This window comes from Mammaliicoccus sp. O-M54, from assembly GCF_022386035.1.
GTDB lineage: Bacteria > Bacillota > Bacilli > Staphylococcales > Staphylococcaceae > Mammaliicoccus > Mammaliicoccus sciuri_A.
This window is the reverse complement of the sequence record NZ_JAJNJE010000004.1, coordinates 1-26796: the sequence shown is the minus strand read 5'-3', so window position 1 is coordinate 26796 and position 26796 is coordinate 1. Positions and strand designations below refer to the sequence as shown.

Below are 26796 nucleotides of genomic sequence, written 5' to 3'. Positions count from 1 at the left end.
CCTTTATATTCGGACTTTACATATGTGTTATACTATTTATAACTTATTGTTTAATTACCATAAATATACCACTGATTGTAATTTATAAATAGAAATAGGAGACATTTTATGAAAGAAATCATACGCGAAATTCGAATAAATGATGTTGAAAACTTTAATAAATTGTTAGATAGTGTGATTAATCAATCCGAATATTTACTCTTTAATCCAGGAGAACATCAAATATCTATACAAAACCAAACTTTATTTCTAGAAGAAATGATTACGACAAGTAACTCTACAATCATTGTTGCAGAATTAAATGATACATTAATTGGTTATGTAACGATCCAAGGTGGCAAAACGAATCGAAATCGTCATGCCGCAAAAATTGCTATGGGTCTACTTCCGACATTTAGAAATAAAGGAATTGGATTTAAACTACTTCAAGAAACCGAAGCTTGGGCAGTGAGAAGACAACTGCATAGACTAGAGTTAACAGTCGTTACGGAGAACGAACCAGCATACCGATTATACGAGAAATTCGGTTTTAAAGTAGAAGGAAAGAAAGAACAAACATTGTATTTTAATGATAAATATTACGATGAATTTATGATGGCAAAATTATTATAAAAAAAGGCAAACTCATCACGTATTTCGCGTAGTTTGCCTTTTTTATTATTTATCTTTTTTAATCACTGTTTCAGAATCTTGATTCGCATTGTTTTCATATGGAGACTGTTTCGTATTAGCCCCTAGAAACATCATGACGTTATTATAATTCTTCTTAGATTCTTTCAAGTTCATATGGAATTGATATTGATGACGTAAGCCGTGCGTACCATCAAAGAATGTTGTAGTCGTTTGAACACCTTGCTTTTTAAGGACTTCATCAAACTCTCTATTTTGTGGATCAAATGGGTCAGCATCTCCCACTGTTAAAAATGTAGGTGGATACTCTTTTGTCACTTGATCAACGGTAGATAGTTGATTAATTCTCGCAAAGTTCTTTTCCCATTCTTTAGTACCCGTATAACTTGTCATAAATAAATCAATTCTTGGAAATTCTGTAGATCTCACTGTTTGCATATTATATAACCCACCAAAAAGAATGGCAGCTTTTAAATAATCTTTTTTAATAGTTGGCTTCATACGCATTTGCTGTTGCAATTTATCATTTGTTTGTAAAGCCACATATTGACTAGCAATTTGTGCACCTGCAGAATCTCCGCCATATATAATTTGTCTATAATCGATATTAAATTTATTTCTATGTTTTAATGTATATTTAGTTGCTTGATCTAATTGCTGTATTGGTGTCGGATATTGGTAATCAGGTGCTAAAGCATAATTTACATTTACGATGATATATCCTTTTTCAGCAATTTGTGCTAAGTATGGATTCTTATGTCTTTTGTCTCCCGCTATAAAACCACCACCATGCGTCCAAAATATGACTGGCAGTTTCTCACCTTTTTTCATTCTTGAAGGCATAATAATATCCATTTGACTATTTGGTGCACTATGACCATAAGATACATCACGTATCAATTTTACTTTCTTATTGTTTAGTAATAATTGATTAGCTCTTTGAGCTTGTAATTGTGCTTCCCTTTCTTTATGTTCCTGATATTTGTTATAACCGTAAAATCCACTTACAACAACGATGATCGCTACAATCAAAATAAACAATCGTCGTTTTTTTCTTTTCATATGTTCACTTCCTCATGTAAGAAGATAGTTTAACATATTCAATTATTTTATGCGATATGTTTTTTGTTATCACTTTTACGACTAATATATTTAACAACAATGGCAGCACAAATCACTAAACCTATAACACCCATAGCTGGATATAATTTATCAATCAGTGATGAGAAACCTACAAAGCTTAAGCCATAAGCGATTACCATAGATATCGTCAGTAATACAACGTATTTTTTAGAAAATGGTACAGTAAACCTTGCTGTAAATGAGTACATAAGTCCTAAAATCGTGTTGTACATAACCATAAGCATAATTACTGATAATGCAAATCCAATAATAGGTGAAATTGTTCTAGCGAGTTCTAACGTTGGTATCTCAATATCTTTAATATTAGGATATTCAACTAATAATCCAGCATTGATAAGTGCTAATAATATTAAATATATCACACCACCGATAATGCCACCTAATCCTGAAATACGACGTTTATCAGCATCGCCACCAATGGCAACTAATGTACTAAATCCTACTGAGAACGCTAAACCACCATAAATAAATCCTTGAACAATTCCCCAGAAAAGACTTGGTGATTCAACCGTATCGTTAATTTCAGAAATACCTACTTGACCATTCACAAAGAAGTAACCTGCGATTATTAATATAACAATGATTAAAAACGGTGTTACGACACCTAGTGCTTTTACTATTTTATCGAAGTCTAATAAAAGCGTGATATAAATAAAAATACACATAATTAAAGCACCTAACCAAGTTGGCACCCCAAAACTTTCATTAAATGCTGATCCAGCACCAGCTATCATCGTTACTGATATACCAAATAAGAAAAATATTAATACATAATCTATAACGATACCTGCTTTACCAAATAAATAGTTAATCGTTGAGCTATGGTCATCTGCATCGAGTGCTGTACCAATCTTAGCTACTTGTCTACCAAAAAACGCCAACATTATACCAGATATAATAACTCCTATATACCCGTATAAACCATAGTGGGTAAAGAATTTCATTACCTCTTGCCCTGTCGAGAACCCTGCACCTACAACGACCCCAACATAAGCAAACCCTATTTTTGTTGCTTCTTTCAAATTTGACACAAACTTTCCTCCTCAAAATTTTGTTCAACATAATGATGTATACCCACTATTTACGAAAGTATTCCTCTAAAAAAGAGCAAGACTATAAAAGTCCTGCGCTTTTTCATATATATTTATGAATTTTCTTTAATTGATTGACTATAATTCGCTCTTGTAACTGTCAATCCGACAATGATTACTAAAGCGAGTAATACAATACCAAACCAGTATGACTGATGAATACCTTGCGTCATAGCATGATTGATTTGGTCTACTGTAGGATTCTTAATACCTTCTAATGCGGCTCTTTGTCCACCGTTCATAATACTTACAAAAATCGCAATCCCTAATGCGCCACCTATTGGCTGTAACATATTGGATACAGCTGTACCGTGTGGATACATTTCTTTTGGTAAAGCGTTCAATGCATTTGTATTTGCCGGCATCAATACTGCAGAAATACTAATCATTAAAATAATATATACAATAACAAATATCCATACTGAAATACCTGGATGAATGGTTGAATAAAATATTGAGACACATAACAGCACAATTAACCCTGGTACAACAAGCTTTCTTGGACCAACTTTATCAAATATGGCACCCATAAATGGTGATAAGAAACCATTTAATAAAGCACCTGGTAATAAGATCAATCCAGCAACTTTAGCACTGAATCCCATTGGACCTTGCAAGTACATAGGCATCACAATTTCAGAAGCAAACATTGTCATAATTACAACAACGAAAATAATAACACCCTTTGTATAGTTATGGTATTTAAATACTTTCAAATCTAATAAAGGTTCTTCTAATTTAAGTTGTCTAAAGACAAATAGTATCATCGCAATAACACCAATGATAAGCGTGATGTAAATTGAAGGACTTGAGAAGCCACCTTCAGTAGTACTTACTGATGAAACACTATATATAATAGTTGCAATACCAATTGTTGATAAAATAATTGATAAGACATCAATTTTCGGTCTTGTAACTTCACCAACATTTTGTAAATATCTATAAGCGAATATAAATGTAAATAGCATGAATGGGATAACGATTAAAAATAACCATCTCCATCCTAAATAATCAACAATAACACCAGATAACGTTGGTCCTAATGCAGGTGCAAACATAATGACTAATCCGAATTGACCCATAATTTTCCCGCGTTCGCTCTCATTGTATAGCATGAGCATTGCGTTCATGACAGTTGGAATCATAAGTCCCGTTCCAGCTGCTTGAATCATTCTACCTACTAATAACATTGGGAAGTTAACGGCTAACCCGGCAGTTAAAGTCCCGATAGAAAATATTGTTACTAACCCTAAAAATAACCGTCTCGTTGTAAACCATTGATTTACCACTGCAGACAATGGTGTTAGTACACCCATTACTAACATGAAACCAGTTGCCATCCATTGGACAGTTGGTGCATCTACATCAAATACTGACATTAATTCTTTTAATGCAATATTTAAGAGCGTTTCATTTAAAATCATGAAAAATGTACCAACTAAAAAGACAATCATAATTATTTTTCTTTTAAACTGATTCTCCATTTTTTTCTCCTAAATTTTATTTTGTAACTTTTCTATAATGACATAAAAAATAAACCTAGTCAAAAGACTAGGTTTATGCATTTTGAGATTTGGATAGTTGTAAAAAATCTACCACAACTTGGTCCATTCTCTTTGCTGTTTCTTTCATTATATTTCTAGCAACTTTATTTTCAGGGTCTATCTTAAGTATTTGCTTACTTATATCAAAAGCTTGTTTATCAGAAAGTAAAGGTTCCGGTATAGCATGTAGTAGAAGCATTTGTAATAAACTCTTAACTTCTTTATGATCTGTTAAAATCATCGATCTTTCAGCATGATAATAAGCTGAATGAAATGCGCCATCATGTTCACTATATGGATAAACGTGTAACAAGAACGCTAAGTCATGAAGTTCACTCGTTTCTTCCTTCTTAATACAGTCTAATATAAATGTATAAAACATCGTACTTTCTTCTTCGTGAGCTGCTGAAATAAAGTGTTCTTCAAATTCTAAGAAATCCACTTCGGACATCAATCTATATGCAGTATCAAATTCGCCACTTAATATATGACCTTTAATCAAATCCTTCATTCAATGTCCTCCTTTTCTCTCTATGCAACATTCACATTCATTTCAATGTTAAATTTTTAAAGTCAAAAATATTATAACATGTTTTGTAATAAATTACCTTTAAAATAGAAAACCAACTTAAATTTTAAAATATAAATGATGATGATACTTGCATCGGTGATTAAAGCGAGCATCACAATTTGGGCATACCTCTTTTAACATATAATCATTGATGGACATCGTTTCTTTACAAACGCCACATAGTATCGCGTGTTCATCAAATTCAGATTGATCCCATCTCTTAATGTCATGCTTTTCACATTCATTATGGCACTTGTAACAAGGATAGAATTTATCACAACATTTAAATTTAATCGCGATGATATCTAGCGGCGTTTGATAATGTTCACATCTAGATTCATTATCTACAGTTAAGCCATGTATTTTCACCATAGTATCCTCCAAAAAATTTACTTTAAGTGAACATCTCACAATTATAGCTATTTTGTCAATTTATAATGATTTGACAGATACCATAAATTTTAATAAGATTAACATATGAACATATATTCATATGTTAGGAGAATAATATGACTACAAATACTATTTTAGATGATGAAACATTATTACTTGTATCACAAACTTTTAAAGCATTAAGCGATCCAACTCGCGTAAAGATATTACATTTATTATGTACCGGTCGACATTCTGTAGGTTGTATAGCTGAAACACTTTCACTAAGTCAATCTTCCGTATCGCACCAATTAAGATTTTTAAAGAATCTTAGGCTTGTTAAATTTGAACGTGAAGGTAAAAGTATTTATTACTCAATCGATGATGATCACGTTATCTTATTATTAAAACAAGCTATCGAGCATGCCAAACATTAACAATTTAGGAGGTGTTTTCATGGGACATGAACATCATGGACATGACCACAACCATGTTCATACAAACAATAAAAAGATACTACTCATTTCATTTATTATCATTGCTGTATTTATGATAGTTGAAGTGATTGGTGGATATATTACAAATAGTTTAGCTTTACTATCAGATGCTGGACATATGCTAAGCGATGCCATTTCACTCTTTATTGCATTAATGGCATTTAAATTTGGTGAACGTGTTGCCAATAAGAATAAGACATATGGCTACAAGAGATTTGAAATTTTAGCAGCTTTAATTAATGGTGTCTTGTTAATTGCTATTAGTATATATATCTTTTATGAAGCTATTTCTAGATTTATAGATCCACCAGAAGTCGCTTCCACAGGCATGTTAATCATAAGTACAATCGGTTTACTTGTGAATATTTTCATAGCTTGGTTAATGTTTAAAGGGTCTGATACGAAAGACAACTTAAATATGCGTGGTGCTTTCATTCATGTACTCGGAGATTTATTAGGTTCAGTTGGCGCAATCGTAGCAGCACTCATTATGATTGCATTCGGTTGGAAATTAGCTGACCCGATAGCAAGTGTTATTGTGGCACTATTAATTATTAGAAGCGGATATGGTGTTACGAAGTCTGCATTAAATGTATTGATGGAAGGCACACCATCAAATATCGATGTTCATGAAATCTCAGAAACAATCAAGTCGCACCCAGATATAATAGAAGTACATGATTTGCATATATGGTCCATTACAAGTGATTTAACAGCATTAAGTTGCCACGCAGTCGTAGATAAAGATAAGACTGTGGAGGAATGCGACAGTATAATAGAAGAAATCAATCATAAACTTATTCATAAATCTATACATCACGCAACAATCCAATTAGAAACACCAGATCATCAGCATGACAGTTCCCTACTCTGTTGCATGGAACAAACAGAACACGTACATTAGAAAAACTAGAACATTTAGGTATATATACCTAATTTGTTCTAGTTTTTTACTTTATATAATTTGGTATAGGAATCTCTCTCAATCTTCGTGCGATACACCCTGATTTTGTACCCTAGCGCACGATATCTCTCAGTCTTCGTGCGTTACACCCTTATTTTGTACCCTAGCGCACGATATCTCTCAGTCTTCGTGCGCCACACCCTTATTTTGCACCTTAGCGCACGATATCTCTCAGTCTTCGTGCGTTACACCCGGATTTTGTACCTTAGCGCACGATATCTCTCAGTCTTCGTGCGCCACACCTTGATTTTGTACCTTAGCGCACGATATCTTTCAGTCTTCGTGCGATACACCCCGATTTTGTACCCTAGCGCACGATATCTCTTAGTCTTCGTGCGATACACCCCGATTTTGTACCTTAGCGCACGATATCTTTCAGTCTTCGTGCGATACACCCCGATTTTGTACCCTAGCGCACGATATCTTTCAGTCTTCGTGCGCCATACCTGGATTCAGTACCCCATCACACTATTCAAAATCAAATTTATGATATACCTTAACTTACTTATAATATACTTTAGTATTTCCTTGTGTAATCATATTAAAATGTCCTTTCATAATATATGAAAGTGTATTTCTATGTACACCATTACACCACTTCCTTGCTTCTTTCATATTGAATGGTGCTCCTTTCAAATACATTAATTCGTCTAAAGTATTTAAAATAAGTTCTTTTCTAGGTATCTCATTAAAACAGTTAGAACAAGTGATTACTTTCTTTTTATTTTTCAGTGGTGTATCTATTATATTGTTACATTGTGTACATCTTATACCAGGTTTTAATTTGTTAAATTCATAATTCGGATATTGATGATAATCATCTTCAAAAGGTGTATGGAGATTTTGTAATGTGGTTTTTATTATAGAATTATTTGGAGAGTTACTGTTTTTAAGGAGATGTCTTACTTTATTTAACTGGTTTGGTAAAATAATTGTTTCTTCATCTATTTTGCCTTTCATACTAAAATTTCCGTTAATAAATATTATATAGCTTTTTATTGTTCTTTCTATATCTAATTTATCAAGTACTTTATTTAGGATATAGTCATTTCTATCTAATTGAGCTAACGGATATTTAATTACAAAGCCGTTATCACAAATCAAATTACCATTATTAAATTCATATTTACCAAAATAATTTTTAATTTCGAATTGATAGATAATCTTATCAGTAATAACTATAAAATCAAATTGATAATTTTGAGTACTCTGAAGTTGTAAATCATATATAAACTCTAATTGATCAATAGAGTTTAATATTTCCAAAAACTTCCTTTCACCTTCTTTTCCTTTTTTATATGTTTCATATTTTTGAATATCTTGAGGACTTATGTATGTTCTACCTATAAGAGATTCAATCACTGAATAATAGTTCTTTTTCAATGGTTCACCTTCTTTATAAGTTTATTCATTTCCATTTTAATCCATCTCAGTAAAAAAATCAGCCACAACATCAATGTTGTGGCTGTTTTCTTCTATATGAATGACTCAAATATTAATTGTTTGCCTGGTACTTTCTTATCATCGAATCCTTCTAAGAATGGTTGATTATCATAAGGTACTTTGACTCTTTCTACGTTTATGGCACCATCTTTAACTTCTACTATGCCATACACTGCGTATGCACCGTTATTTAACCCTACTGACCCCGGATTAAAATATATTGTTTCTATATCATCAAAGTGATGTAACACGTGATTATGTCCGAATGTAACAAAATCAGCATCTACGCCGTTAAATAGTCCATGTACATGTTCTAACGAAGGATCTACAATTGGTTCAAATGGATCTTCACTAATATGCTTATCCATATTTTCTTCGAGTATTCGATAATGTGTGAAATAAAATTTTAAACCGTCTATTTCTTTTGTAACTTCACGTTTAAGGTCATTTAAAAAGGTATAATATTTACTGTCTAAATGTTCTACTATCCATTGATGATGTTCATAGAACTTACTTTTCAAACTTTCTGGATATGGTTCGTTGTTAACGACTGACATAATCGCTTCGTCGTGATTGCCTGCAATGTATGTCATATCTTTTCTGCTTGTAACTGCTTCAAGAACTTCGTTTGTACAATGGCCAACACCAATATTATCACCTAAGTTATAAATGTGATCTATATCCGTTCGATTATCAATATTTGAAAGTACCGCGTTTAATGCATCGATATTTCCATGTATATCTGTCAAAATTGCGAATTTAACCATCATAAGACTCCTTTATGATTATTGATTAAATTGATCAACCGCTTCTTTAATTTCAACATCTCCTGAAACGACTTGGAATTCTTGACCAATTTTCTCATCATTGTTTAATACTTCAACCAAGACAGTCGCTACATCTTTACGAGGTATTTTACCACGTTCAACTTCTTCAGCTAATGTAACTGTTCCTATAGCATCATCATTTGTTAATGCACCAGGGTGAACGATTGTATATGGTATATTAGCATTTCTTAAATGTTCATCTGCATAGTGCTTAGCTATTGTGTAAGGTTTTAAATCTCCTTCAAAAGCTGATCTTCTTGTATCAAATGAAGACACGAGTACAAAATGTTTCGTACCTGCTATTTTACTTGCTTCAATAGATTTAACTGCGCCGTCTAAGTCAATAATAATTGTTTGGTCTGCACCGGTATGTCCACCTGAACCTGCTGTAAACACAACTTTATCTGCATCTTTTATTTTTTCAGAAATGTCATTGATATCGTCATATTCAAGATCTAGTGGTGCTGTTGTTGCACCTAAGTCTTCAAAGAAACTTGCTTGACTGTTTTTTCTAATACCTGCAACAACTTCATTGCCTTCTGCTACTAAATCTTTAACTAAATGTCTTCCTATTTGTCCATTAGCACCTATTACGAAAATCTTCATTATAAAACACTCCTTTAAATTTTTTCATGTATAAAACGATAGTTGTGTAATCTATCTGGCGTGATTAACCTTGAAGTCACTTCATATGGCTTTTTATAGTTCATATCAGAAACAACAATTGAACCATCATTTTTTACTTCTTCAACAATTGCGACGTGTCCTAGTTCACCATAATCTGTTTGTAAGATTGAGCCTTCACTAGGTTGTCCGTTCACTTTATAGCCTTCTTCTTTTGCACGGTCATCCCAATGTTTAGCGTCACCCCATGATGAACTAATTTTTTTATCAATTTTCAATCTTTTTTCAAATACATAAAATGTACATTGACCTTCTTGATAGTAATTACCAAGTGAACGGTCATCTGTTTTATCATTCTTTTTAATTTGTTCCGTACGAATCGCTACTTCTTTTTCTTTCATCTGCTTCTTTACGTCTTCAACATAATGATTCAATAAATCGAATCCACCTTGGCTTTTAAAAAGCATAACCATGGTAATAATAGCGACCCACGTTGCAAGGTAAACGATGAAGCGGAATAACTTTTTCATAGCTCACTCCTATAACTAATGTACCTCAAATATATGAGTTAAAACGTAGGATATCAAATAAAGTGCTTATAACTTTTTTGAAAAATTCGCAAATGCAAGAAAGTTTTTGACAATTAAATGACATTTACATAGTTTTTTATGGTACCCTAATGATACAAAAAGACAAGAGGTGAATCATATGTTCAAGTTCCAATTAGATTACTTTAGAAATGGACAGGGATTCCATTTAAAAACTATTCTATTTTCTATTTTAGCATCAATCGTTATGGTTCTTATAATGTTAATACCGGGTGTATTATTCTTAATTGGTGGTGTCTCACTCGCTTCATCACAAGACTTTTCAGGTGAACCTTCTGGCGGAGGACTAGCGATATTCTTTGTCACTATGGTACTCGGCTTTTTATTAACACTTGGTTTATATATCTTTGTTTTAATTCCTTTAGCTTATGGCATGATTAAATACTATAAAGATACAGACTTAGGTATTGGACCAAACTTTAGTGATTTATTTATGTTCTTACGAAAAGGAAACTACGTTAAAACATTAAAACTTACAGTTATTATAGGTGTGATTAGTGTTGCAATGTACATAGCGATTTATATTGTCGTATTAGTTGTTGAACTAATATTCGTTGCAATATTCGGAACATCTATGGCTATTATGCAACCAAGCGGTTCAAGTGAAGCTTTCGGCGCAATGTCTATATCATTTGTAATTATCATGTTATTTATGATTTTAGTTCTATTCGCAGTGTTTATTCCATTATATTATATAGTGATATTTATTATGAACACAGTACTTGTTCATATTGATCAAAGATCGTTACCAACTTTCACTAAATTCTCAATTGGTTGGAATATTACAAGTAAAGGTCCTAATAATGCTTGGAAATTATTATTCAGCAACTTACTCTATGTTGTTGTTGCATATATTGTTTTAGCTATTATTGGTATCGTAGTTGCAGTTGTTGTTTCATTTATGCCAGCAGTATTACAAGTTATATTCGCGGTACTTGGATATATTGTGTACTTTATCTTTATGTTTGCTGTTTCATACTTCATTTACGGAAGTGTGATGAACTTCTATCACAAAAATAAAAATGCACTTTACCCTCCAAATAACCAGTAATCCTAATTGATAACATATTAAGCGCTCAATCTACATTCAAAAGATTGAGCGCTTTTTTTATAATAAATCTTTAATACTATATAAGGATTGTAATTCAAAGTCGGGTTTTACCTCTATATATTCAAAATCACTAAAATTACGATTAATCCATGCCGTTTGAAATCCAAACTTTTGTGCACCAACAATATCCCATTTATTTGATGATACAAATAGTACTTCATCTTTATTATATGGAATATTTTCTTCTAACAAAGCGTATCCATTAGAATCTGGTTTATACACCCCAAACGCTTCAAGAGACAAGATAAACTTAAAGTAACTCGTGATATTTGAATAATCTAATACTTGTTCTATCATGTCTTTATTACCATTACTAAATATGATTTGATCAACTTCGGATAGTTCTTTTAATGTATGCGTAACTTCTGGAAATGGCGTTAACTGATTATATGCTGCCATACATTCGTTAATTTCTTTCAATGAGTAATCAAAATCATTTCTACTGAGTACGTACTCTAGTGAATCACGAATCACTTTACTAAATGGTTTATATTCATCCACTAATTGTCTCACATGTGTGTACTCAATTAGTTTATATCGCCATGCTTTAGCAATTCTATCTCCATTTCCCGGAAATAACTTTTCACATTTTTCTCTCACACTATCTATATCAAAAAGCGTGCCATATAAGTCATATACTACTGTTTTAATCATTTCATCACCCCTAAAAACATCATTCATTATATTATATCCAAATGTATATAAACCAATCACACAAAATATATTGCTAACAACCTTATTGTTCATAAAATAAAACCATGTCACCTTATATCGGACATGGTTTCATATATTGATTTAATTAATTAAAAACTTTTGGCTTAAGAAGTCAGCGACGCCATTTTCTACATTCGTACGTCTCGTAACTTCACTACCTAACGCTTTAATATGATCAGGTGCATTTTTCATAACAATTGGATTATCTACAAATTCGAGCATTTGTCTATCATTATCACTATCACCAATCGCAAAAGTTTCAGTATCCGCTGCGATACCTAAATAGTCTAAAGTCGCTTGAATAGCTGTTGCTTTATTAACACCCGTTGGCATTGTTTCTAAATTACAAGTTGTTGAATGAGAGATTGAAATATCTAATTCTTCTTTCATAGGTACGATAAGTTCTTCCCATTTTTTAATTTCTGACTCGTATTTTTTGAAGAAATAAAACTTAGAATAAGCATCTTCTGGTATTTCATCAACCCAATTGATTTTCTCACTTAAAGCTTCTTGTCGAGATTTCCATTCATTACGTTCTACATCTCCCAATTCATCTGTTTGGATTTCAGAAAGTAATAACGTTTTATCACGTTTTAAGGCGATACGATTTTTATAGTATGGAAATAACTCGTAATAAATTTGATGTTGTTCTGCTAAATCAACAAGTTTACGCACTGTTTCCATAGGTAGTTGGTGTTTAAATATTTCTTCTCCATTAATATATCCTACTGCACCATTTGAAGATAAAATACCATCAACTTCAAAATTCTCAGGTACTAAATATGGAATTTCATCATATGCTCTTCCTGTCGCAATAAATACTTTAATGCCTTTTTGTCTAACTTCTTGAATAACATCATTTGTATGATTCGTTACTCTGTTGTCTTCATTTAAAATTGTCCCGTCCATATCTAAAAAAACTGCTTGAGTCGTCATGTTGAATCCTCCATATCATTTATCAATGTCTATTATTTCATGCTCACAACATAAAGGCAATTTTTTAAAATTTATATTACTTTTTAGATAAAATTGGTCTATTATTTTTAAATGTTACATCCACATCAATGCCAAATAAGTTACTCATATTATCACTATTTAATAGCGAATGAATATCACCTGATTGGAATACTTCTCCATTTTTCAATAAAAGTATGTTTTTAAAGATTGGTAAGACTTCTTCTAAATGATGTGTCACATAAATAATCGTTGGTCCATTACTATCTTGACCGATATACTCAATTCTTTCTAACAGATCTTCACGCGCTACAAAGTCTAATCCATTTGTTGGTTCATCAAGAATAAGCAACCTCGGTTCTGACATTAACGCTCTACCTATTAATACGCGCGTTTGTTCTCCTTGAGATAGCGTTTCAAACCTTCTATTTATATAATGTGTAATACCTAGCGTTTCACAAATATGTTTCGCTTTTTCTTTAATTTCTTCAGTAGGTTCTTCATAAACACCTATTGACGCATAAGCACCACTAATAACAGTTGTATAAGCATTGTCCTGTTGTCTCATTTTCTTAAATAAAGATGACGAAACGTAACCTATTTGCCTTCTAATAGCATCAGCAGAATAACCTGGTCTTCCTTGTTTCATATCTAGTATTTCAAATTCACCAGATGATGGAGCTGTATATGCGTTAATAATATCGAGAATAGTAGATTTACCAGCACCATTTAATCCGTACAAGACCCAATGTTCTCCATCTACTATTTCCCAAGAAATATCTTTTAATATGTATTTGCCTTCTCTAATCCAATTAATATGTTTCAAATCAAGCAGCATACTTACATCCCCTTTAATATAAGAATTTAGAATATTCACTTATTGTACATGAAACAACTCTTATATTAAAGACGATAGGATAGGAAGGCTTAATTTTATGATGATTATTCTGGATTAATATCGAATCTTAATCCATCTGGTGAAATCAATACTTCAGATGCTCTGTTCGGAATTTGCATATCGATATTAGCAAGTCCGTAACTATTGTCTAAATCTTCACGTTTTTTATTTGATTGCCAAGTATTAATCGCAATATGGTGATGATAATCTTTTGTTGACATGAATAATGCATTAGGGAAATTACCTACAACAATTTTTAATCCTAATGTATCAATATAAAAATCTTTGCTTTCATTGATGTTGCTTGTTTTTAAATGTAAGTGGCCAATCTTAGCACCTTCAGGCATACCATTCCAACCTTCAGTTGAAGCATGTTGGACTAATGCTTCTGCGTCTACTTCAAGTGTATCCATATTAACGTTACCATCATTCCATACCCAAGTTTCTGGATCTCTATCTCTATAAATTTCTATACCATTTCCTTCTGGATCATTTAAATACAATGCTTCTGACACGATATGATCCCCAGCACCTAGTCTTACATTTAATCTTGAAGCATGTAATAAAAAGTCAGCTAAATCAGCAGTAGTTGGTAATAATATTGCTAGATGGAATAATCCAGCTTCTCTCATATTTGGTTCTCTACCATCTACTAATAAATTTAATGTAATAGTATGACCTGAGTTACCAATCTCAAATACTGTTTGTTTGTCATCTTTACTTTTTATATTTAATCCTAAAATACTGTCATAAAATACTGTCATTTTTTCTAAATCTTTAACATTTAATGTAATGCCTTTTACTAAATTTGCATCTCTACCATGAAACATAACTTGCACCTCTTCTTATTTATTAATTAACTATAGTATACTTTATATACTATAAAAAGTATACTACTTTGTTTCAAAAAGTAAAAAAACCTATACGGTACAATTTAAAATTGAATCCGTATAGGCTATATTATTACAATTCCATCTCTAATCTCACCATATCTTTGCATTGAATACCATTTTCAAAGATAGGTTCTTCGTAATACTTTACAAAATAATCAATATCTATTGATTTCATTCTAAATCCAGCTTGTTGATAAAGTTTCAATTGCCCAATACCTGAGTTACCTGTTCCAACAGTTATTGTATGACAATGCAAATTTCTCGCTTCATTAATTATATGGTCAATTAATAATTTCCCTATACCTTGATTTTGAAATTGCGGATCAACTGCTAAATTAACTAACTCATATGTATTGGGTCTCGTTAATAACCCAACTGCAATTCCGATATCTTGATGATTTTGTTGATAAACATATACTTGACCTCTAGTAGCATAATCATTAACAGCATGTTGATTTTCATCTGCTAAAGCTAATAATTCATAATGTCTATCATTTAACTGCTCACATAAAGTTATCATTGTATCACCTTCATTGTTTAAGTTATGAAACTTTCTTCTTTCTAATAAACCAAATGATAAATACAATTATACCAATTGCAATGACTGCGTACATAAAGTGAGAATAAACATCCATATAATTAACGATTTGATGCCAATTATCTCCTACTTTAGCACCTACCAGTACTAATACTAAATTCCATATCAATGTACCGATTGTCGTTAATACTAAAAATAACCATTGATTCATACCGCTCATACCAGCTGGAACGGATATTAAACTCCGAATAAGTGGAATAAATCTACAGAAGAATACAGTCCATGGTCCATATTTATCGAACCAAGCATCTGCTTTTCTTACATCTTCTTTCGTTAACCTAAGATATTTACCCCATTTCTCGATAATTCTTTCGATTCTTTCAACATTTAGAATACGACCAATCCAATATAATATGACAGCACCGCCTACAGAACCTATTGTAGATGCAACGACTACACCTAAGACTGTTAAATCTGACTTCGTTGTCATGAAACCTCCAAATGTTAAAATAACCTCTGATGGTATGGGTGGGAAAACATTTTCCAATAATATCAATAAGGCAATACCAAAATAGCCAAATTGTTCCATTACACTTGTAATCCAACTCTCCATTAATTTACTCCTTTAAGTTGATATCTTTCTCATTTTATTACTTTGTAAATAAAAACTCTCAATAATAATAAATAAAACATAATGATGAAACTTAATTATATAATATATAACGCTGAATAAGTGTAAGACTTAAGTATGAACATGACAATTTTTATTTATATGCATTGTCATTACTTTTTATTTTACCTTAAAATGATTCATAAAAAAATTCACACCCATTTATATATGAGTGTGAATGAGTATTTATAATTTAACTTTTTTTAATCTTAATGCATTTGTTACGACACTTACAGAGCTTAATGCCATTGCTGCACCTGCAACCCAAGGCGCTAAGATACCTATTGCTGCAATTGGTATACCTGCCGTATTATAACCGAATGCCCAGAATAAGTTTTGTTTAATATTTTTAATTGTTGCATGACTTATTTTAATTGCTTTAGGGATGAGTAATAATTCTCCACCAAGAATTGTTACATCTGCCGCTTCAATCGCAACTTCAGTACCAGTTCCAATTGCGATACCAATATCTGATATTGCCAATGCTGGTGCATCATTAACACCATCGCCAACCATTGCAACCTTTTTGCCAGTACTTTGAATTTCTTTAATTTTATCAGCTTTTTCATTTGGTAATACTTCAGAAATGACTTTTTGAATACCTACTTGATTTGCGATAGCTTGAGCTGTTCTTTCGTTATCACCAGTAAGCATCACGACTTCTAAGCCTTCTTCTTGAAGCATTTTAATCGCTTCTGGTGCACTTTCTTTAATCGTATCCGCAACTGCAACAATACCTTTAAATGTACGATCAACAACAACTAACATAGCTGTTTTACCTTCTTGTTCTAAATTAGACATGTCTTGTTCAAATGATGTCGTTTCAATGCCATGTCTTGCCATTAATTTTCGATTACCCACTAATATTTCTTTATTCTGTATAGTTGCTTGAATACCATATCCAGGTATTGCATCGAAATCGTCTACATCATTTAATGCGACTTCTTGTTCTGTAGCGTATGCAACAATTGCTTCAGCAAGTGGGTGTTCTGAACCTTTTTCTGCACTTGCTAATAGACTGAGTGTTTCTAAGTCTCCAGTATAATCCGTAACTTCAGGTTTACCTTTTGTGATTGTACCAGTCTTGTCTAGCACGATTGTATCTAATTGGTGTGTACGTTCTAAATGTTCGCCACCTTTAAATAATATGCCGTTCTCGGCAGCTTTACCCGTACCGACCATAATGGATGTTGGTGTAGCTAATCCAAGCGCACATGGACAAGCAATGACAATCACAGCAATTGCTGCAACTAATGCTCGTTCAAACTGACCTGGGTCTACTAATGTTAGCCATACGATAAATGTTAAGATTGATAACCCAACAACAATCGGAACGAAATACCCAGAAATTACATCTGCTAGTCTTTGGATAGGTGCTTTAGATCCTTGCGCTTCTTCTACAATTTTAACAATAGAAGCTAGTGCTGTATCTTTTCCTACTTTAGTTGCTTTTACATGAATTAAACCATTCTTATTAATCGTTGAACCAATGACTTCTTCATTTATTGTTTTTTCAACAGGAATAGATTCACCTGTAATCATAGATTCATCTATTGATGTACGTCCTTTTTCAATAATACCATCCACCGGTATCTTTTCACCTGGTTTGATGTTCAAAATATCACCGACAACGACATCATCAATAGGTATCATGATCTCTTTATTATCACGAATAACTCTTGCTTCTTTAGCTTGTAAATTTAACAAAGAAGATAAAGAATTCGTTGTTTGACTTTTAGCGCGTTTTTCTAAATATTTACCAAACAAGATTAAAGTGATTAACACTGCACTTGTTTCGAAATATAAATGTGGCATATAAGATGGATTACCAATTGTTTTGATTGCTTCATATAAACTATAAAAATATGCTGCACTTGTTCCTAATGCCACTAATACATCCATATTAGCGCCACCATTTTTCAAGTTCTTATAAGCACCAACATAGAACTGCCAGCCAATGATAAATTGAACAGGTGTTGCTAATATAAATTGAAACCAAGGATTCATTAAGATATGAGGCATAGGCATATTAAATAAATGCACAAACATTGTTAATAAAAGTGGTAACGATAAAATAGCAGAAATAATCAGTTTAGTTTTCATTTTCTGTACTTCTTGTTCTTTATGCGTTGTTTGATTTTGAACATCACTTTTAGTAGCTGCGTCATATCCTAAATTTTTAATTTTATTAATGATACTTTTAACATCTATAATTTCAGGATTGAATTCGACATTAGCCTGTTCAGTCGTTAAATTAACTGTTGCTTGTGTAATGCCTTCTTGTCGATTGAGCACTTTCTCGATACGATTAGAACATGCTGCACATGTCATACCATAGACATCTAATTCAGCCTTTTCTGTTAAGACACCATAACCGAGATTTTCAATTTTATTTGTAACATCCGATAAATTTGTAGCGTCATTATTGAAAGTGATGGATGCTTTCTCAGTCGATAAATTCACTTGAGCATCAACGCCATCCATTCTATTTAACACTTTTTCAATACGATTGGAACATGCTGCACATGTCATACCCGTTACCCCAACAGTAACATGTTTAGATTCACTCATTTCGTTAACCTCCTTACTTAGAAAATTGTTTAAGCACACTCATTAATTCATCAATTGTTTCTTCGCCTTCACCATTTTGAATAGCATCCGTCACACAATGCTTAATATGTCTTTCCGTTACCGCAAATCCAACATTTTTTAAAGCAGACTGTATCGCACTAATTTGTACTAATATATCCACACAATATCTATCTTCCTCAACCATACTTTGAATACCACGCACTTGACCCTCAATACGTTTAAGTCTATTGATCACTTTATCTTTTTCCTCTTTCGTTCTAGGTGTTACCGTATGTTCATGTAAATACTCACTCATACAATCACGTCCTCTCTTTAATTAATACTATACCCCCCTATAGTATATTTTTCAATATAAAAGCTCAGAAAATTTATAATGAGATGTTGAATAAAGAAAGTTTGTTACTATCGTGGGCCATAGTTACATTTCCCCGGACTTTTGTTACTATGGGCGCCCTTAATTACAATTCCTTGGACTTTTGTTACTATGGGCGCCCTTAGTTACAATTCTCCGGACTTTTGTTACTATGGGCGCCCTTAGTTACAATTCTCCGGACTTTTGTTACTATGGGCGTCCTTAGTTACAATTCTCTCGACTTTTGTTACTATGGCCTGCCTTAGTTACACTTTCCCAGACTTTTGTTACTATGGACCTCCTTAGTTACAATTCTCTCGACTTTTGTTACTATGGGCTGCCTTAGTTACAATTCTCCGGACCTTTGTTACTATGGACTGCCTTAGTTACAATTCCTCCGACTTTTGTTACTACAGACCTCCTTAGTTACATTTCTTCGGACTTTTGTTACTACATCCATCATACACACCTATCCATATATAATATATTCAAAATTTACATAAAAAAACACCTGAGCGAGTAGCTCAGGTGTTTAATACCATTCTATTCAACTGTAACTGATTTAGCTAAGTTACGTGGTTTATCTACGTCACAACCTCTGTGTAATGCAGCGTAGTAAGCGATTAATTGTAATGTGATTACTGATACAAGTGGTGATAACATTTCATGAACGTGTGGTATTACATACGTATCTTGATCGTGTTCTAAACCTTCCATTGAAATAATACATGGATTAGCACCACGTGCTACAACTTCTTTAACGTTACCACGAATTGATAAGTTAACTTTTTCTTGTGTAGCTAATGCAATGATTGGTGTACCTTCTTCAATTAATGCAATTGTACCGTGTTTTAATTCTCCTCCAGCAAATCCTTCTGCTTGGATATAAGAAATTTCTTTAAGTTTCAATGCACCTTCAAGACCTACGTAGTAATCCATTGTACGTCCAATAAAGAATGCGTTACGTGTTGTTTCTAAGAAATCTTTAGCGATTTGTTCCATTTTAGGCGCATCGTCAACAATTGCAGTGATTGCAGTTGTTACTTTCGCTAATTCAGGAATAATATCTACACCAGTATTTTTGTTATGTGCATTCGCAACTACTTGAGAAAGAATTGCTAATACTGCGATTTGTGCTGTGTATGCTTTTGTTGATGCAACAGCGATTTCAGGTCCAGCGTGTAAAATTAATGTATGATCCGCTTCACGAGATAAAGTTGATCCTGGTACATTTGTAATTGTTAATGCTTTGTGACCTAAACGTTTTGCTTCTACTAATACTGCACGGCTATCTGCTGTTTCACCTGATTGTGAAATAAAGATGAATAAAGGTTTTTCAGATAATAAAGGCATGTTGTAAACGAACTCTGAAGCTACATGTACTTCAGTAGGAACGCCTGCCCATTTTTCAATGTATTCTTTACCTACTAAACCAGCATGGTAACTTGTACCACATGCAACGATATAAATTCTATCTGCTTGTGCAACATCTTCAATAATTTCTTTATCGATTTTAAGGTTACCCTCTTCATCTTGGTAGTTTTGAATAATGTTACGCATAACACCTGGTTGTTCGTGAATTTCTTTTAACATGTAGTGATCGTAAGTACCTTTTTCAACGTCTGAAGCATCGATTTCAGCTTTATAGCTATCTCTTTCGATTACGTTACCTTCTTGGTCTTTGATGATTACTTCATCGCGTTTTACGATAACAATTTCATTGTCGACTAATTCTTTATAAGTATCTGTTACAGCTAACATAGCAATTGCATCTGAAGCAATTACATTAAATCCATCACCGATACCAACTAATAATGGTGATTTGTTTTTAGCCACATAGATTGTGTCAGCATCTTGTTCATCTAATAAACCTAATGCATATGAACCATGTAATAATGATAATACTTTATTGAAAGCATCTTCTGTAGTTAACCCTTCGTTTGAGAAGTGTTCAATTAATTCAACAATAACTTCAGTATCAGTATCTGATTTAAAAGTGATACCTGATAAAAATTCATTTTTAAGTTGTTCATAGTTTTCAATAACACCGTTGTGTACTAATGTGAAACGACCTGATGTTGATTGATGAGGGTGAGCGTTCTCATAGTTTGGCACACCGTGAGTTGCCCAACGTGTATGTCCAATACCAATATTTCCATCAAAGTCATCAGAAGCTGCTTTACGTAATTCAGCAATTCTTCCTTTTTCTTTAAATACTTTAATTTCTTCTTCATTTCTTACAGCAATACCAGCTGAATCATAACCTCTATATTCTAATTTTTCTAATCCTCTAAGTAATAATTCTTTAGCATTTGCTGTACCTATATATCCTACTATTCCACACATAATCAAAATTCCTCCAATTTTAAATAAGCGGTCAGACTTTTAAAATTTTAGTCTAGTCGCTTTCAATACTCTGTTCAATTTATGGCTATTTCAACGTCTTTGGACATACAGTCACCTATATGCTTTAAACATTGAACTTCGAATGGGCCACATCCGGGATAGCATCCGCCGAAAATTCGATAACTATCCTCCTCGTCAACAAAGGTCATAACACTCATTCAGCATGTATCTGATTATACATGCCTCTACAATCGTGTATGCGCTTTGTTCAGGCGCTATAAGTTTCCTTATTTCGATAAACCTCACAATCCTCCTTAAGCAAGCTCTCTTCATTCTACAATGAAATAGTATGTTGTGCAATTATTATACTATATTCCGTGCAATTATCATTATTTTCTATATAATTACACTTGTTAAATTTTAAAATAAAAAATCTGAGACAGCAGTTGTCTCAGATTTATAATATTATTATTCAATTCCCATTTCTTGTTCTACTACTTCTGCAATACTGTTAACAAATCTTTCAGCATCTTCTTCTGTTTTAGCTTCAACCATTACACGAACTAGTGGTTCAGTTCCTGATGGTCTTACTAATATACGACCTTCGCCATTCATTTCAACTTCAACTTTAGTCATGATTTCAGAAACTTTAGCATTTTCTTCAACACCATATTTATCAGAAACTCTTACATTTACTAATTTTTGTGGATATTTTTTCATATTGCTTGTTAAGTCACTTAAACTTTTACCTGATCTTTTAACGATACTTGCAAGGTGCGCACCAGTAAGTAAACCATCACCAGTCGTATTATAATCCATCATCACGATATGACCTGATTGTTCTCCACCAAGGCTGTAAGAACCACGACGCATTTCTTCTACAACATATCTATCTCCAACTTTTGTTTTGTTAGATTTAATACCTTTTTCTTCTAGTGCTTTATAGAAACCTAAATTACTCATCACAGTTGAAACAACCATGTTATCTTTTAATTCACCATTTTGTGCCATATCTTCAGCTAACACATACATGATTTGGTCACCATCAACAATTTGCCCTTTATCATCTACAGCAATGATTCTATCCCCATCACCATCAAAAGCTAAACCAAGGTCTGCACCATGTTCAATAACAGCTTTTGCTAATTCTTCTGGGTGTGTAGAACCCACATTTAAGTTAATGTTATAACCATCTGGCTTACAACCTATTGTTTCGCTCGTTGCTTCTAAATCACCGAATAAATACGGTGCAAGAGAATAAGTAGCACCATGTGCACCATCTAGGACAATTTTCAATCCATCTAAATCTCCATCAACAGTTGATTTAATATAGCTTATATATTTTTGAGCACCTTCAAAGTAATCCGAAATATGATTTAATTGGTTACCTGTAGGTCTTGGTAAATTGTCTTCTGTAGAATCTAATAACTTTTCAATTTCTAATTCTTCATCATCTGTTAATTTGAAACCATCTGGACCAAAGAATTTAATACCATTGTCAGCTACTGGATTGTGTGACGCACTGATCATAACACCTAAATCTGCATCTACTTCTCTCGTTAAATAAGCTACACCTGGTGTTGAAATAACACCTAACCTCATCACTTCTGCACCAATTGATGAAAGACCTGCGATTAAAGCTGCTTCTAACATTTCCCCAGAAACACGCGTATCTCTACCTACTAATACTTTAGGATTTTCACTACCATGTTTCTTCGATAATACATAGCCGCCAAATCTACCTAATCTAAATGCGATTTCTGGTGTTAATTCAGAATTTGCTACACCTCTAACACCATCTGTACCAAAATATTTGCCCATTATAATTCTCCTTTAATTCCGTTAGTTTTTAGAAGTTTCTATTTTTGCTTCAACATCTTTGAATTCTGCTTCGTCCACACCATCAGGCAAGCTAAGATCAACTTTTTTAGTTGTATTTCCATCAACATTAGAAACATCGACAGGTACATCTATTGATCCTATACCATCAAGTACATTTCTTGAACCATATATTTTAACTTCGGATTTATCTAAAGTAATATCATCAATATTTATATTTTTTGATACACTACCTTTTTTCACAGGATTTAATGTCACAGTTTTACTAGATCTTGCAACTTTAATATTGACGTTAACAGTATCTGGTCTAATCTGTACGTCTAGTTTATTTAAATTGCTATCAAGTACACTAATACCCGCTTTTTCAGTCGTATCATCTGTTAATTGCTTCGTTTCATCTAAAGTAGCTTTAACATAAGCAATTTTATTAAGTTCTTCTTGTCCACCTGTAATCGTTACTTGAGATGGATTAACAGTTTCTCCAACTAGCTCATATCCAGAAGCAATTCTATTTTGATTAATCTCAGCTTCAATTGGATATTTTTTAGAAACTTTGTCTTGTAACGTTACATTTGCGCTTTTAGGCACAACTGTCGCTTTAAGTTCATCACTAAGTCCTTTGATTTTAAAGTTTTCTTTATATTGCCCTACAGATTTGTTTTTCAAATCCAATTCCACTTTAAAATTCAATAATTTTTCAGCCTGTAATATTGTTGATTGTGGACCAGAAACTTTTACATCCACAGTTTTAGGTGCGCCAGATAAATATAATTCTTTTGTATTATAGATTGTATCTACCGGCACATCTTCTATTACATGATCTGAACTTTTCAAAGCATTTTCTGAAAACAAGCTACCGAACACATTATTCACAGATAAGAACATGAGTAGCGCTAAAATTAAAGCTACAAAACGTAAACCCCATTTAGATTCTAGCATCTACTTCACATCCTTTCTGTTTTGAACAGAACCAAACCAATGCTCAACTAGTAATTCTCTAAAGGCTTCACTTGATATTTCTTTTCTTAATCGACCATCAATTGTTACAGATATTGAACCTGTTTCTTCTGATACTACAACTGTAAATGCATCTGATACTTCTGAAATCCCTACAGCTGCTCTATGACGCGTTCCTAAACTTTTAGAAATTTTTTGACTGTCAGATAACGGCAAATAACTTGCTGCTGTAGCAATTTTTTGTTCACGTATAATCATCGCACCATCATGTAATGGTGTATTTGGAATAAAAATATTTGTGAGTAATTCTTGAGAAATATCAGCATTAATAGGTATCCCTGTTTCTATGTAGTCTTGAAGACCAGTTTCTTTCTCGAATACAATTAATGCACCTATTCTTCTTTTGGCCATATACTGAACAGCTTTATCAACACTATCAGTTAACCTTTCTTGTTCTGCTGATGTCGCTACATTTACTCGTTTAAATAGACTTCCTCGCCCTAATTGTTCCAACGCTCTTCTAAACTCTGGTTGGAATATTACAATGATTGCTAAAAATCCCCATTGCAATACAAAATCAAATAAAAGCGTAGTAGTCGTCAAATTCAAAAAATTACTTACTGTTCTACCAATTATGATGAAAAATATACCTTTTAATAGTTGTATCGCTTTTGTACCTTTAACGACCGTTATAATTAAGTACAATACATACCATACAATAATTAAATCAAGTATACCTGTTATAACTTTTAAGGCACTTAATTCACCAAAAATGTCAGGTAACTGCATAGTATCTCCTCCGTGTTTCATTTACCTAGTGATTATTATAACAATTTTTGAGATATATTGTTAATTTAATTATATATAAAACAAAAAAAGCCTCTATTAAAGAGACTTCTTTATTAAAGTATATTTTATCCATGATTGTCAATTATAATAATTTCTCTCCAAAGAATGAGCCCATTAATCCAATTGCTTGATGCGCCGTTTTATTATATTCATCGATAAGAGGATTTACTTCAACTAAATCAGCAGATACGATTAAATTTGACTCATGGAGTAACTCCATAGCTAAATGACTTTCTCTATATGTCGCGCCTCCTGGTACTGTTGTGCCCGTACCCGGCGTTTCGACTGGATCTAATGCATCAACATCCAATGAAAGATGTACACCATCCGTTTTATCCTTTAAGTAGTCTATCGTTTCAGATATAACTTGATTCATGCCAAGTTTATCTATATCTGCCATTGTATATGTACGTATACCTGACTTTTTAATATATTCTTTTTCACCATCATCTAAATCTCTCATACCAATTAGAACGACATTTTCAGGTTTTACTTTATTTTTATATCCACCGATATTCATTAATTCTTCATTACCTTCACCTAATAAGACTCTTAATGGCATTCCATGAATATTCCCACTCGGTGAAGAATCTAATGTATTTAAATCTCCATGTGCATCATACCAAATAACACCAAGATTATTATAATGTTTACTGATACCAGCGATTGATCCTATTGATAACGAATGATCTCCACCTAGAATTAAAGGAAAGTTACCATTATTCATCGTTTCATTTACGGATTCATACAAGTTATTTGAAAATGAAATTACTTCATCTAAATTTCTTAAACCTTCTTGTTCGCTTTTATATTTTTTCATATCAATATTAGGTGATTCTACATTACCTTTATCTATGACATGGTGACCTATATTTTCTATTCTTTCAATCAAACCAGCATATCTCAAAGCATCTGGTCCGAAATTAACGCCTAATTTTCTTTGACCAAAAGCAGTTGGTGCACCGATTATTTCAACGCTCTTTTTCATAATTTCAAATCCCCCTTAATTTGCATTACTATTATATTCTAGTATATGTAAGCACTTACATCAAGCTATATAAGGGTTTGTGGATAATATTAATATATTCCAAATATTTATACGTATATACATCGATTTATGCATATTTTCTTCAATAAAAAAAGAGACATTAGATTAACTAATGTCTCTTACTTATGAGCCATAGAGGATTCGAACCTCTGACCCTCTGATTAAAAGTCAGATGCTCTACCAACTGAGCTAATGGCTCTTAATGGCTGGGCTAGCTGGATTCGAACCAGCGAGTGACGGAGTCAAAGTCCGTTGCCTTACCGCTTGGCTATAGCCCAAAAATGGTGGAGGGGGGCAGATTCGAACTGCCGAACCCGAAGGAGCGGATTTACAGTCCGCCGCGTTTAGCCACTTCGCTACCCCTCCAGCTTATTAAATTAAATGGTGGAGAATGACGGGTTCGAACCGCCGACCCTCTGCTTGTAAGGCAGATGCTCTCCCAGCTGAGCTAATTCTCCATAAAAATGACCCCTACGGGATTCGAACCCGTGTTACCGCCGTGAAAGGGCGGTGTCTTAACCGCTTGACCAAGGGGCCATGGCTCCACAGGTAGGACTCGAACCTACGACCGATCGGTTAACAGCCGATAGCTCTACCACTGAGCTACTGTGGAATAATAAAATTAAATATTTGCCCGGCAACGTCCTACTCTCGCGGAACGTAAGCCCAACTACCATCGGCGCTAAAGAGCTTAACTTCTGTGTTCGGCATGGGAACAGGT

At 33.1% G+C, this 26796-nt stretch carries 26 protein-coding genes, 6 tRNA genes and 1 rRNA gene; 4 read left to right on the top strand and 29 right to left on the bottom strand.

Annotation, left to right across the window (positions count from 1 at the left end):
• Positions 1-108: 108 nt before the first annotated feature.
• Entirely contained in the window at positions 109-612 is a 504-nt protein-coding gene (locus LQ673_RS07935) for a GNAT family N-acetyltransferase (protein ID WP_025907393.1), read from the top strand.
• A gap of 45 nt (positions 613-657) precedes the next feature.
• Here LQ673_RS07935 and LQ673_RS07930 read toward each other — a convergent pair whose 3' ends face one another.
• From LQ673_RS07930 to LQ673_RS07910, 5 genes are all read right to left on the bottom strand, one after another.
• Positions 658-1692, bottom strand: coding sequence for an alpha/beta hydrolase (locus tag LQ673_RS07930; protein WP_037590012.1), 1035 nt, complete (start codon positions 1690-1692; stop codon positions 658-660).
• A 47-nt stretch (positions 1693-1739) separates the two neighbouring features.
• The gene (locus tag LQ673_RS07925; protein WP_037590015.1) at positions 1740-2804 is read right to left on the bottom strand and encodes a YkvI family membrane protein; all 1065 of its coding nucleotides are present in this window, start codon (positions 2802-2804) and stop codon (positions 1740-1742) included.
• Between the two features lie 113 nt (positions 2805-2917).
• A complete protein-coding gene (locus LQ673_RS07920) occupies positions 2918-4348 on the bottom strand; it encodes an MDR family MFS transporter (RefSeq protein WP_191836089.1) in 1431 nt (476 codons plus the stop codon).
• A gap of 73 nt (positions 4349-4421) precedes the next feature.
• The gene (locus tag LQ673_RS07915) at positions 4422-4919 is read right to left on the bottom strand and encodes a hypothetical protein (protein ID WP_191836088.1); all 498 of its coding nucleotides are present in this window, start codon (positions 4917-4919) and stop codon (positions 4422-4424) included.
• A gap of 117 nt (positions 4920-5036) precedes the next feature.
• Entirely contained in the window at positions 5037-5351 is a 315-nt protein-coding gene (locus tag LQ673_RS07910) for a CHY zinc finger protein (RefSeq protein ID WP_025907402.1), read from the bottom strand.
• A 137-nt stretch (positions 5352-5488) separates the two neighbouring features.
• Here LQ673_RS07910 and LQ673_RS07905 point away from each other — a divergent pair, with 137 nt between their 5' ends.
• Both LQ673_RS07905 and LQ673_RS07900 read left to right on the top strand, forming a co-directional pair.
• Complete coding sequence (locus LQ673_RS07905) at positions 5489-5788, top strand: ArsR/SmtB family transcription factor (protein ID WP_025907403.1); 300 nt, start codon at positions 5489-5491, stop codon at positions 5786-5788.
• Positions 5789-5807: 19 nt separating this feature from the next.
• A complete protein-coding gene (locus LQ673_RS07900) occupies positions 5808-6752 on the top strand; it encodes a cation diffusion facilitator family transporter (RefSeq protein WP_191836087.1) in 945 nt (314 codons plus the stop codon).
• A gap of 561 nt (positions 6753-7313) precedes the next feature.
• Here LQ673_RS07900 and LQ673_RS07895 read toward each other — a convergent pair.
• The 4 genes from LQ673_RS07895 to LQ673_RS07880 all read right to left on the bottom strand — a co-directional run bounded on the left by LQ673_RS07895 (position 7314) and on the right by LQ673_RS07880 (position 10236).
• Complete coding sequence (locus LQ673_RS07895; RefSeq protein WP_191836086.1) at positions 7314-8195, bottom strand: nuclease-related domain-containing protein; 882 nt, start codon at positions 8193-8195, stop codon at positions 7314-7316.
• A 92-nt stretch (positions 8196-8287) separates the two neighbouring features.
• Positions 8288-9022 (bottom strand): metallophosphoesterase family protein, encoded by a 735-nt coding sequence (locus LQ673_RS07890; RefSeq protein ID WP_239705356.1) that lies wholly within the window; start codon positions 9020-9022, stop codon positions 8288-8290.
• An 18-nt stretch (positions 9023-9040) separates the two neighbouring features.
• Positions 9041-9688 carry an SDR family oxidoreductase gene (locus tag LQ673_RS07885; protein WP_037590026.1) on the bottom strand — a complete coding sequence of 216 codons (648 nt, stop codon included), beginning with the start codon at positions 9686-9688 and terminating at the stop codon, positions 9041-9043.
• 14 nt (positions 9689-9702) lie between these two features.
• Complete coding sequence (locus LQ673_RS07880; protein WP_037590028.1) at positions 9703-10236, bottom strand: CHAP domain-containing protein; 534 nt, start codon at positions 10234-10236, stop codon at positions 9703-9705.
• Positions 10237-10414: 178 nt separating this feature from the next.
• Here LQ673_RS07880 and LQ673_RS07875 point away from each other — a divergent pair, with 178 nt between their 5' ends.
• Complete coding sequence (locus LQ673_RS07875) at positions 10415-11365, top strand: hypothetical protein (RefSeq protein ID WP_037590029.1); 951 nt, start codon at positions 10415-10417, stop codon at positions 11363-11365.
• 57 nt (positions 11366-11422) lie between these two features.
• On the opposite strand, the gene LQ673_RS07870 is transcribed toward LQ673_RS07875, so the two are convergent.
• The 20 genes from LQ673_RS07870 to rrf all read right to left on the bottom strand — a co-directional run.
• Positions 11423-12079, bottom strand: a complete 657-nt coding sequence (locus LQ673_RS07870; protein WP_191836084.1) for a haloacid dehalogenase type II — start codon at positions 12077-12079, stop codon at positions 11423-11425.
• 141 nt (positions 12080-12220) lie between these two features.
• On the bottom strand, positions 12221-13075 hold the full coding sequence (locus LQ673_RS07865; RefSeq protein WP_191836083.1) for a Cof-type HAD-IIB family hydrolase: 855 nt from the start codon (positions 13073-13075) through the stop codon (positions 12221-12223).
• Between the two features lie 76 nt (positions 13076-13151).
• Positions 13152-13931, bottom strand: coding sequence for an ABC transporter ATP-binding protein (locus tag LQ673_RS07860; RefSeq protein ID WP_159316322.1), 780 nt, complete (start codon positions 13929-13931; stop codon positions 13152-13154).
• A gap of 104 nt (positions 13932-14035) precedes the next feature.
• Complete coding sequence (locus LQ673_RS07855) at positions 14036-14821, bottom strand: VOC family protein (RefSeq protein WP_191836082.1); 786 nt, start codon at positions 14819-14821, stop codon at positions 14036-14038.
• A 133-nt stretch (positions 14822-14954) separates the two neighbouring features.
• Entirely contained in the window at positions 14955-15404 is a 450-nt protein-coding gene (locus LQ673_RS07850; RefSeq protein WP_191836081.1) for a GNAT family N-acetyltransferase, read from the bottom strand.
• A gap of 22 nt (positions 15405-15426) precedes the next feature.
• Positions 15427-16035, bottom strand: a complete 609-nt coding sequence (locus tag LQ673_RS07845) for a DedA family protein (protein ID WP_048541291.1) — start codon at positions 16033-16035, stop codon at positions 15427-15429.
• Positions 16036-16278: 243 nt separating this feature from the next.
• Positions 16279-18663 carry a heavy metal translocating P-type ATPase gene (locus LQ673_RS07840; protein ID WP_191836080.1) on the bottom strand — a complete coding sequence of 795 codons (2385 nt, stop codon included), beginning with the start codon at positions 18661-18663 and terminating at the stop codon, positions 16279-16281.
• A gap of 13 nt (positions 18664-18676) precedes the next feature.
• Positions 18677-18979: a metal-sensing transcriptional repressor gene (locus LQ673_RS07835; RefSeq protein ID WP_025907429.1), complete on the bottom strand. Its 303-nt coding sequence runs from the start codon at positions 18977-18979 to the stop codon at positions 18677-18679.
• A 600-nt stretch (positions 18980-19579) separates the two neighbouring features.
• The gene (glmS, locus tag LQ673_RS07830; protein WP_191836079.1) at positions 19580-21382 is read right to left on the bottom strand and encodes a glutamine--fructose-6-phosphate transaminase (isomerizing); all 1803 of its coding nucleotides are present in this window, start codon (positions 21380-21382) and stop codon (positions 19580-19582) included.
• 468 nt (positions 21383-21850) lie between these two features.
• Complete coding sequence (gene glmM, locus LQ673_RS07825) at positions 21851-23203, bottom strand: phosphoglucosamine mutase (protein WP_037590045.1); 1353 nt, start codon at positions 23201-23203, stop codon at positions 21851-21853.
• A 21-nt stretch (positions 23204-23224) separates the two neighbouring features.
• On the bottom strand, positions 23225-24160 hold the full coding sequence (locus tag LQ673_RS07820; RefSeq protein ID WP_037590047.1) for a CdaR family protein: 936 nt from the start codon (positions 24158-24160) through the stop codon (positions 23225-23227).
• Positions 24161-24967 carry a diadenylate cyclase CdaA gene (gene cdaA, locus LQ673_RS07815; protein ID WP_025907437.1) on the bottom strand — a complete coding sequence of 269 codons (807 nt, stop codon included), beginning with the start codon at positions 24965-24967 and terminating at the stop codon, positions 24161-24163.
• A gap of 142 nt (positions 24968-25109) precedes the next feature.
• A complete protein-coding gene (rocF, locus tag LQ673_RS07810) occupies positions 25110-26015 on the bottom strand; it encodes an arginase (RefSeq protein WP_191836078.1) in 906 nt (301 codons plus the stop codon).
• A 186-nt stretch (positions 26016-26201) separates the two neighbouring features.
• Positions 26202-26274 (bottom strand) — tRNA-Lys (locus tag LQ673_RS07805).
• A 4-nt stretch (positions 26275-26278) separates the two neighbouring features.
• Positions 26279-26353 (bottom strand) — tRNA-Gln (locus LQ673_RS07800).
• 4 nt (positions 26354-26357) lie between these two features.
• A tRNA-Tyr gene (locus LQ673_RS07795) sits at positions 26358-26441 on the bottom strand.
• Positions 26442-26457: 16 nt separating this feature from the next.
• Positions 26458-26533 (bottom strand) — tRNA-Val (locus LQ673_RS07790).
• Positions 26534-26540: 7 nt separating this feature from the next.
• Positions 26541-26612, bottom strand: a tRNA-Glu gene (locus LQ673_RS07785).
• Between the two features lies 1 nt (position 26613).
• Positions 26614-26688: transfer RNA gene (locus LQ673_RS07780), tRNA-Asn, on the bottom strand.
• A gap of 19 nt (positions 26689-26707) precedes the next feature.
• A 5S ribosomal RNA gene (rrf, locus tag LQ673_RS07775) occupies positions 26708-26796 on the bottom strand; the annotation flags it as partial.

Excerpts from the sequence above, each read along its gene's own strand:
- LQ673_RS07865 (WP_191836083.1), bottom strand. The coding sequence starts at position 13,075 with ATGACGACTCAAGCAGTTTTTTTAGATATGGACGGGACAATTTTAAAT.
- glmM (WP_037590045.1), bottom strand. The coding sequence starts at position 23,203 with ATGGGCAAATATTTTGGTACAGATGGTGTTAGAGGTGTAGCAAATTCT.
- LQ673_RS07875 (WP_037590029.1), top strand. The coding sequence starts at position 10,415 with ATGTTCAAGTTCCAATTAGATTACTTTAGAAATGGACAGGGATTCCAT.
- LQ673_RS07835 (WP_025907429.1), bottom strand. The coding sequence starts at position 18,979 with ATGAGTGAGTATTTACATGAACATACGGTAACACCTAGAACGAAAGAG.
- LQ673_RS07905 (WP_025907403.1), top strand. The coding sequence starts at position 5,489 with ATGACTACAAATACTATTTTAGATGATGAAACATTATTACTTGTATCA.
- LQ673_RS07840 (WP_191836080.1), bottom strand. The coding sequence starts at position 18,663 with ATGAGTGAATCTAAACATGTTACTGTTGGGGTAACGGGTATGACATGT.
- LQ673_RS07820 (WP_037590047.1), bottom strand. The coding sequence starts at position 24,160 with ATGCTAGAATCTAAATGGGGTTTACGTTTTGTAGCTTTAATTTTAGCG.
- LQ673_RS07870 (WP_191836084.1), bottom strand. The coding sequence starts at position 12,079 with ATGATTAAAACAGTAGTATATGACTTATATGGCACGCTTTTTGATATA.
- rocF (WP_191836078.1), bottom strand. The coding sequence starts at position 26,015 with ATGAAAAAGAGCGTTGAAATAATCGGTGCACCAACTGCTTTTGGTCAA.
- glmS (WP_191836079.1), bottom strand. The coding sequence starts at position 21,382 with ATGTGTGGAATAGTAGGATATATAGGTACAGCAAATGCTAAAGAATTA.
- LQ673_RS07915 (WP_191836088.1), bottom strand. The coding sequence starts at position 4,919 with ATGAAGGATTTGATTAAAGGTCATATATTAAGTGGCGAATTTGATACT.
- LQ673_RS07845 (WP_048541291.1), bottom strand. The coding sequence starts at position 16,035 with ATGGAGAGTTGGATTACAAGTGTAATGGAACAATTTGGCTATTTTGGT.
- LQ673_RS07910 (WP_025907402.1), bottom strand. The coding sequence starts at position 5,351 with ATGGTGAAAATACATGGCTTAACTGTAGATAATGAATCTAGATGTGAA.
- LQ673_RS07885 (WP_037590026.1), bottom strand. The coding sequence starts at position 9,688 with ATGAAGATTTTCGTAATAGGTGCTAATGGACAAATAGGAAGACATTTA.
- LQ673_RS07900 (WP_191836087.1), top strand. The coding sequence starts at position 5,808 with ATGGGACATGAACATCATGGACATGACCACAACCATGTTCATACAAAC.
- LQ673_RS07890 (WP_239705356.1), bottom strand. The coding sequence starts at position 9,022 with ATGGTTAAATTCGCAATTTTGACAGATATACATGGAAATATCGATGCA.
- LQ673_RS07920 (WP_191836089.1), bottom strand. The coding sequence starts at position 4,348 with ATGGAGAATCAGTTTAAAAGAAAAATAATTATGATTGTCTTTTTAGTT.
- LQ673_RS07850 (WP_191836081.1), bottom strand. The coding sequence starts at position 15,404 with ATGATAACTTTATGTGAGCAGTTAAATGATAGACATTATGAATTATTA.
- cdaA (WP_025907437.1), bottom strand. The coding sequence starts at position 24,967 with ATGCAGTTACCTGACATTTTTGGTGAATTAAGTGCCTTAAAAGTTATA.
- LQ673_RS07930 (WP_037590012.1), bottom strand. The coding sequence starts at position 1,692 with ATGAAAAGAAAAAAACGACGATTGTTTATTTTGATTGTAGCGATCATC.
- LQ673_RS07855 (WP_191836082.1), bottom strand. The coding sequence starts at position 14,821 with ATGTTTCATGGTAGAGATGCAAATTTAGTAAAAGGCATTACATTAAAT.
- LQ673_RS07880 (WP_037590028.1), bottom strand. The coding sequence starts at position 10,236 with ATGAAAAAGTTATTCCGCTTCATCGTTTACCTTGCAACGTGGGTCGCT.
- LQ673_RS07860 (WP_159316322.1), bottom strand. The coding sequence starts at position 13,931 with ATGCTGCTTGATTTGAAACATATTAATTGGATTAGAGAAGGCAAATAC.
- LQ673_RS07935 (WP_025907393.1), top strand. The coding sequence starts at position 109 with ATGAAAGAAATCATACGCGAAATTCGAATAAATGATGTTGAAAACTTT.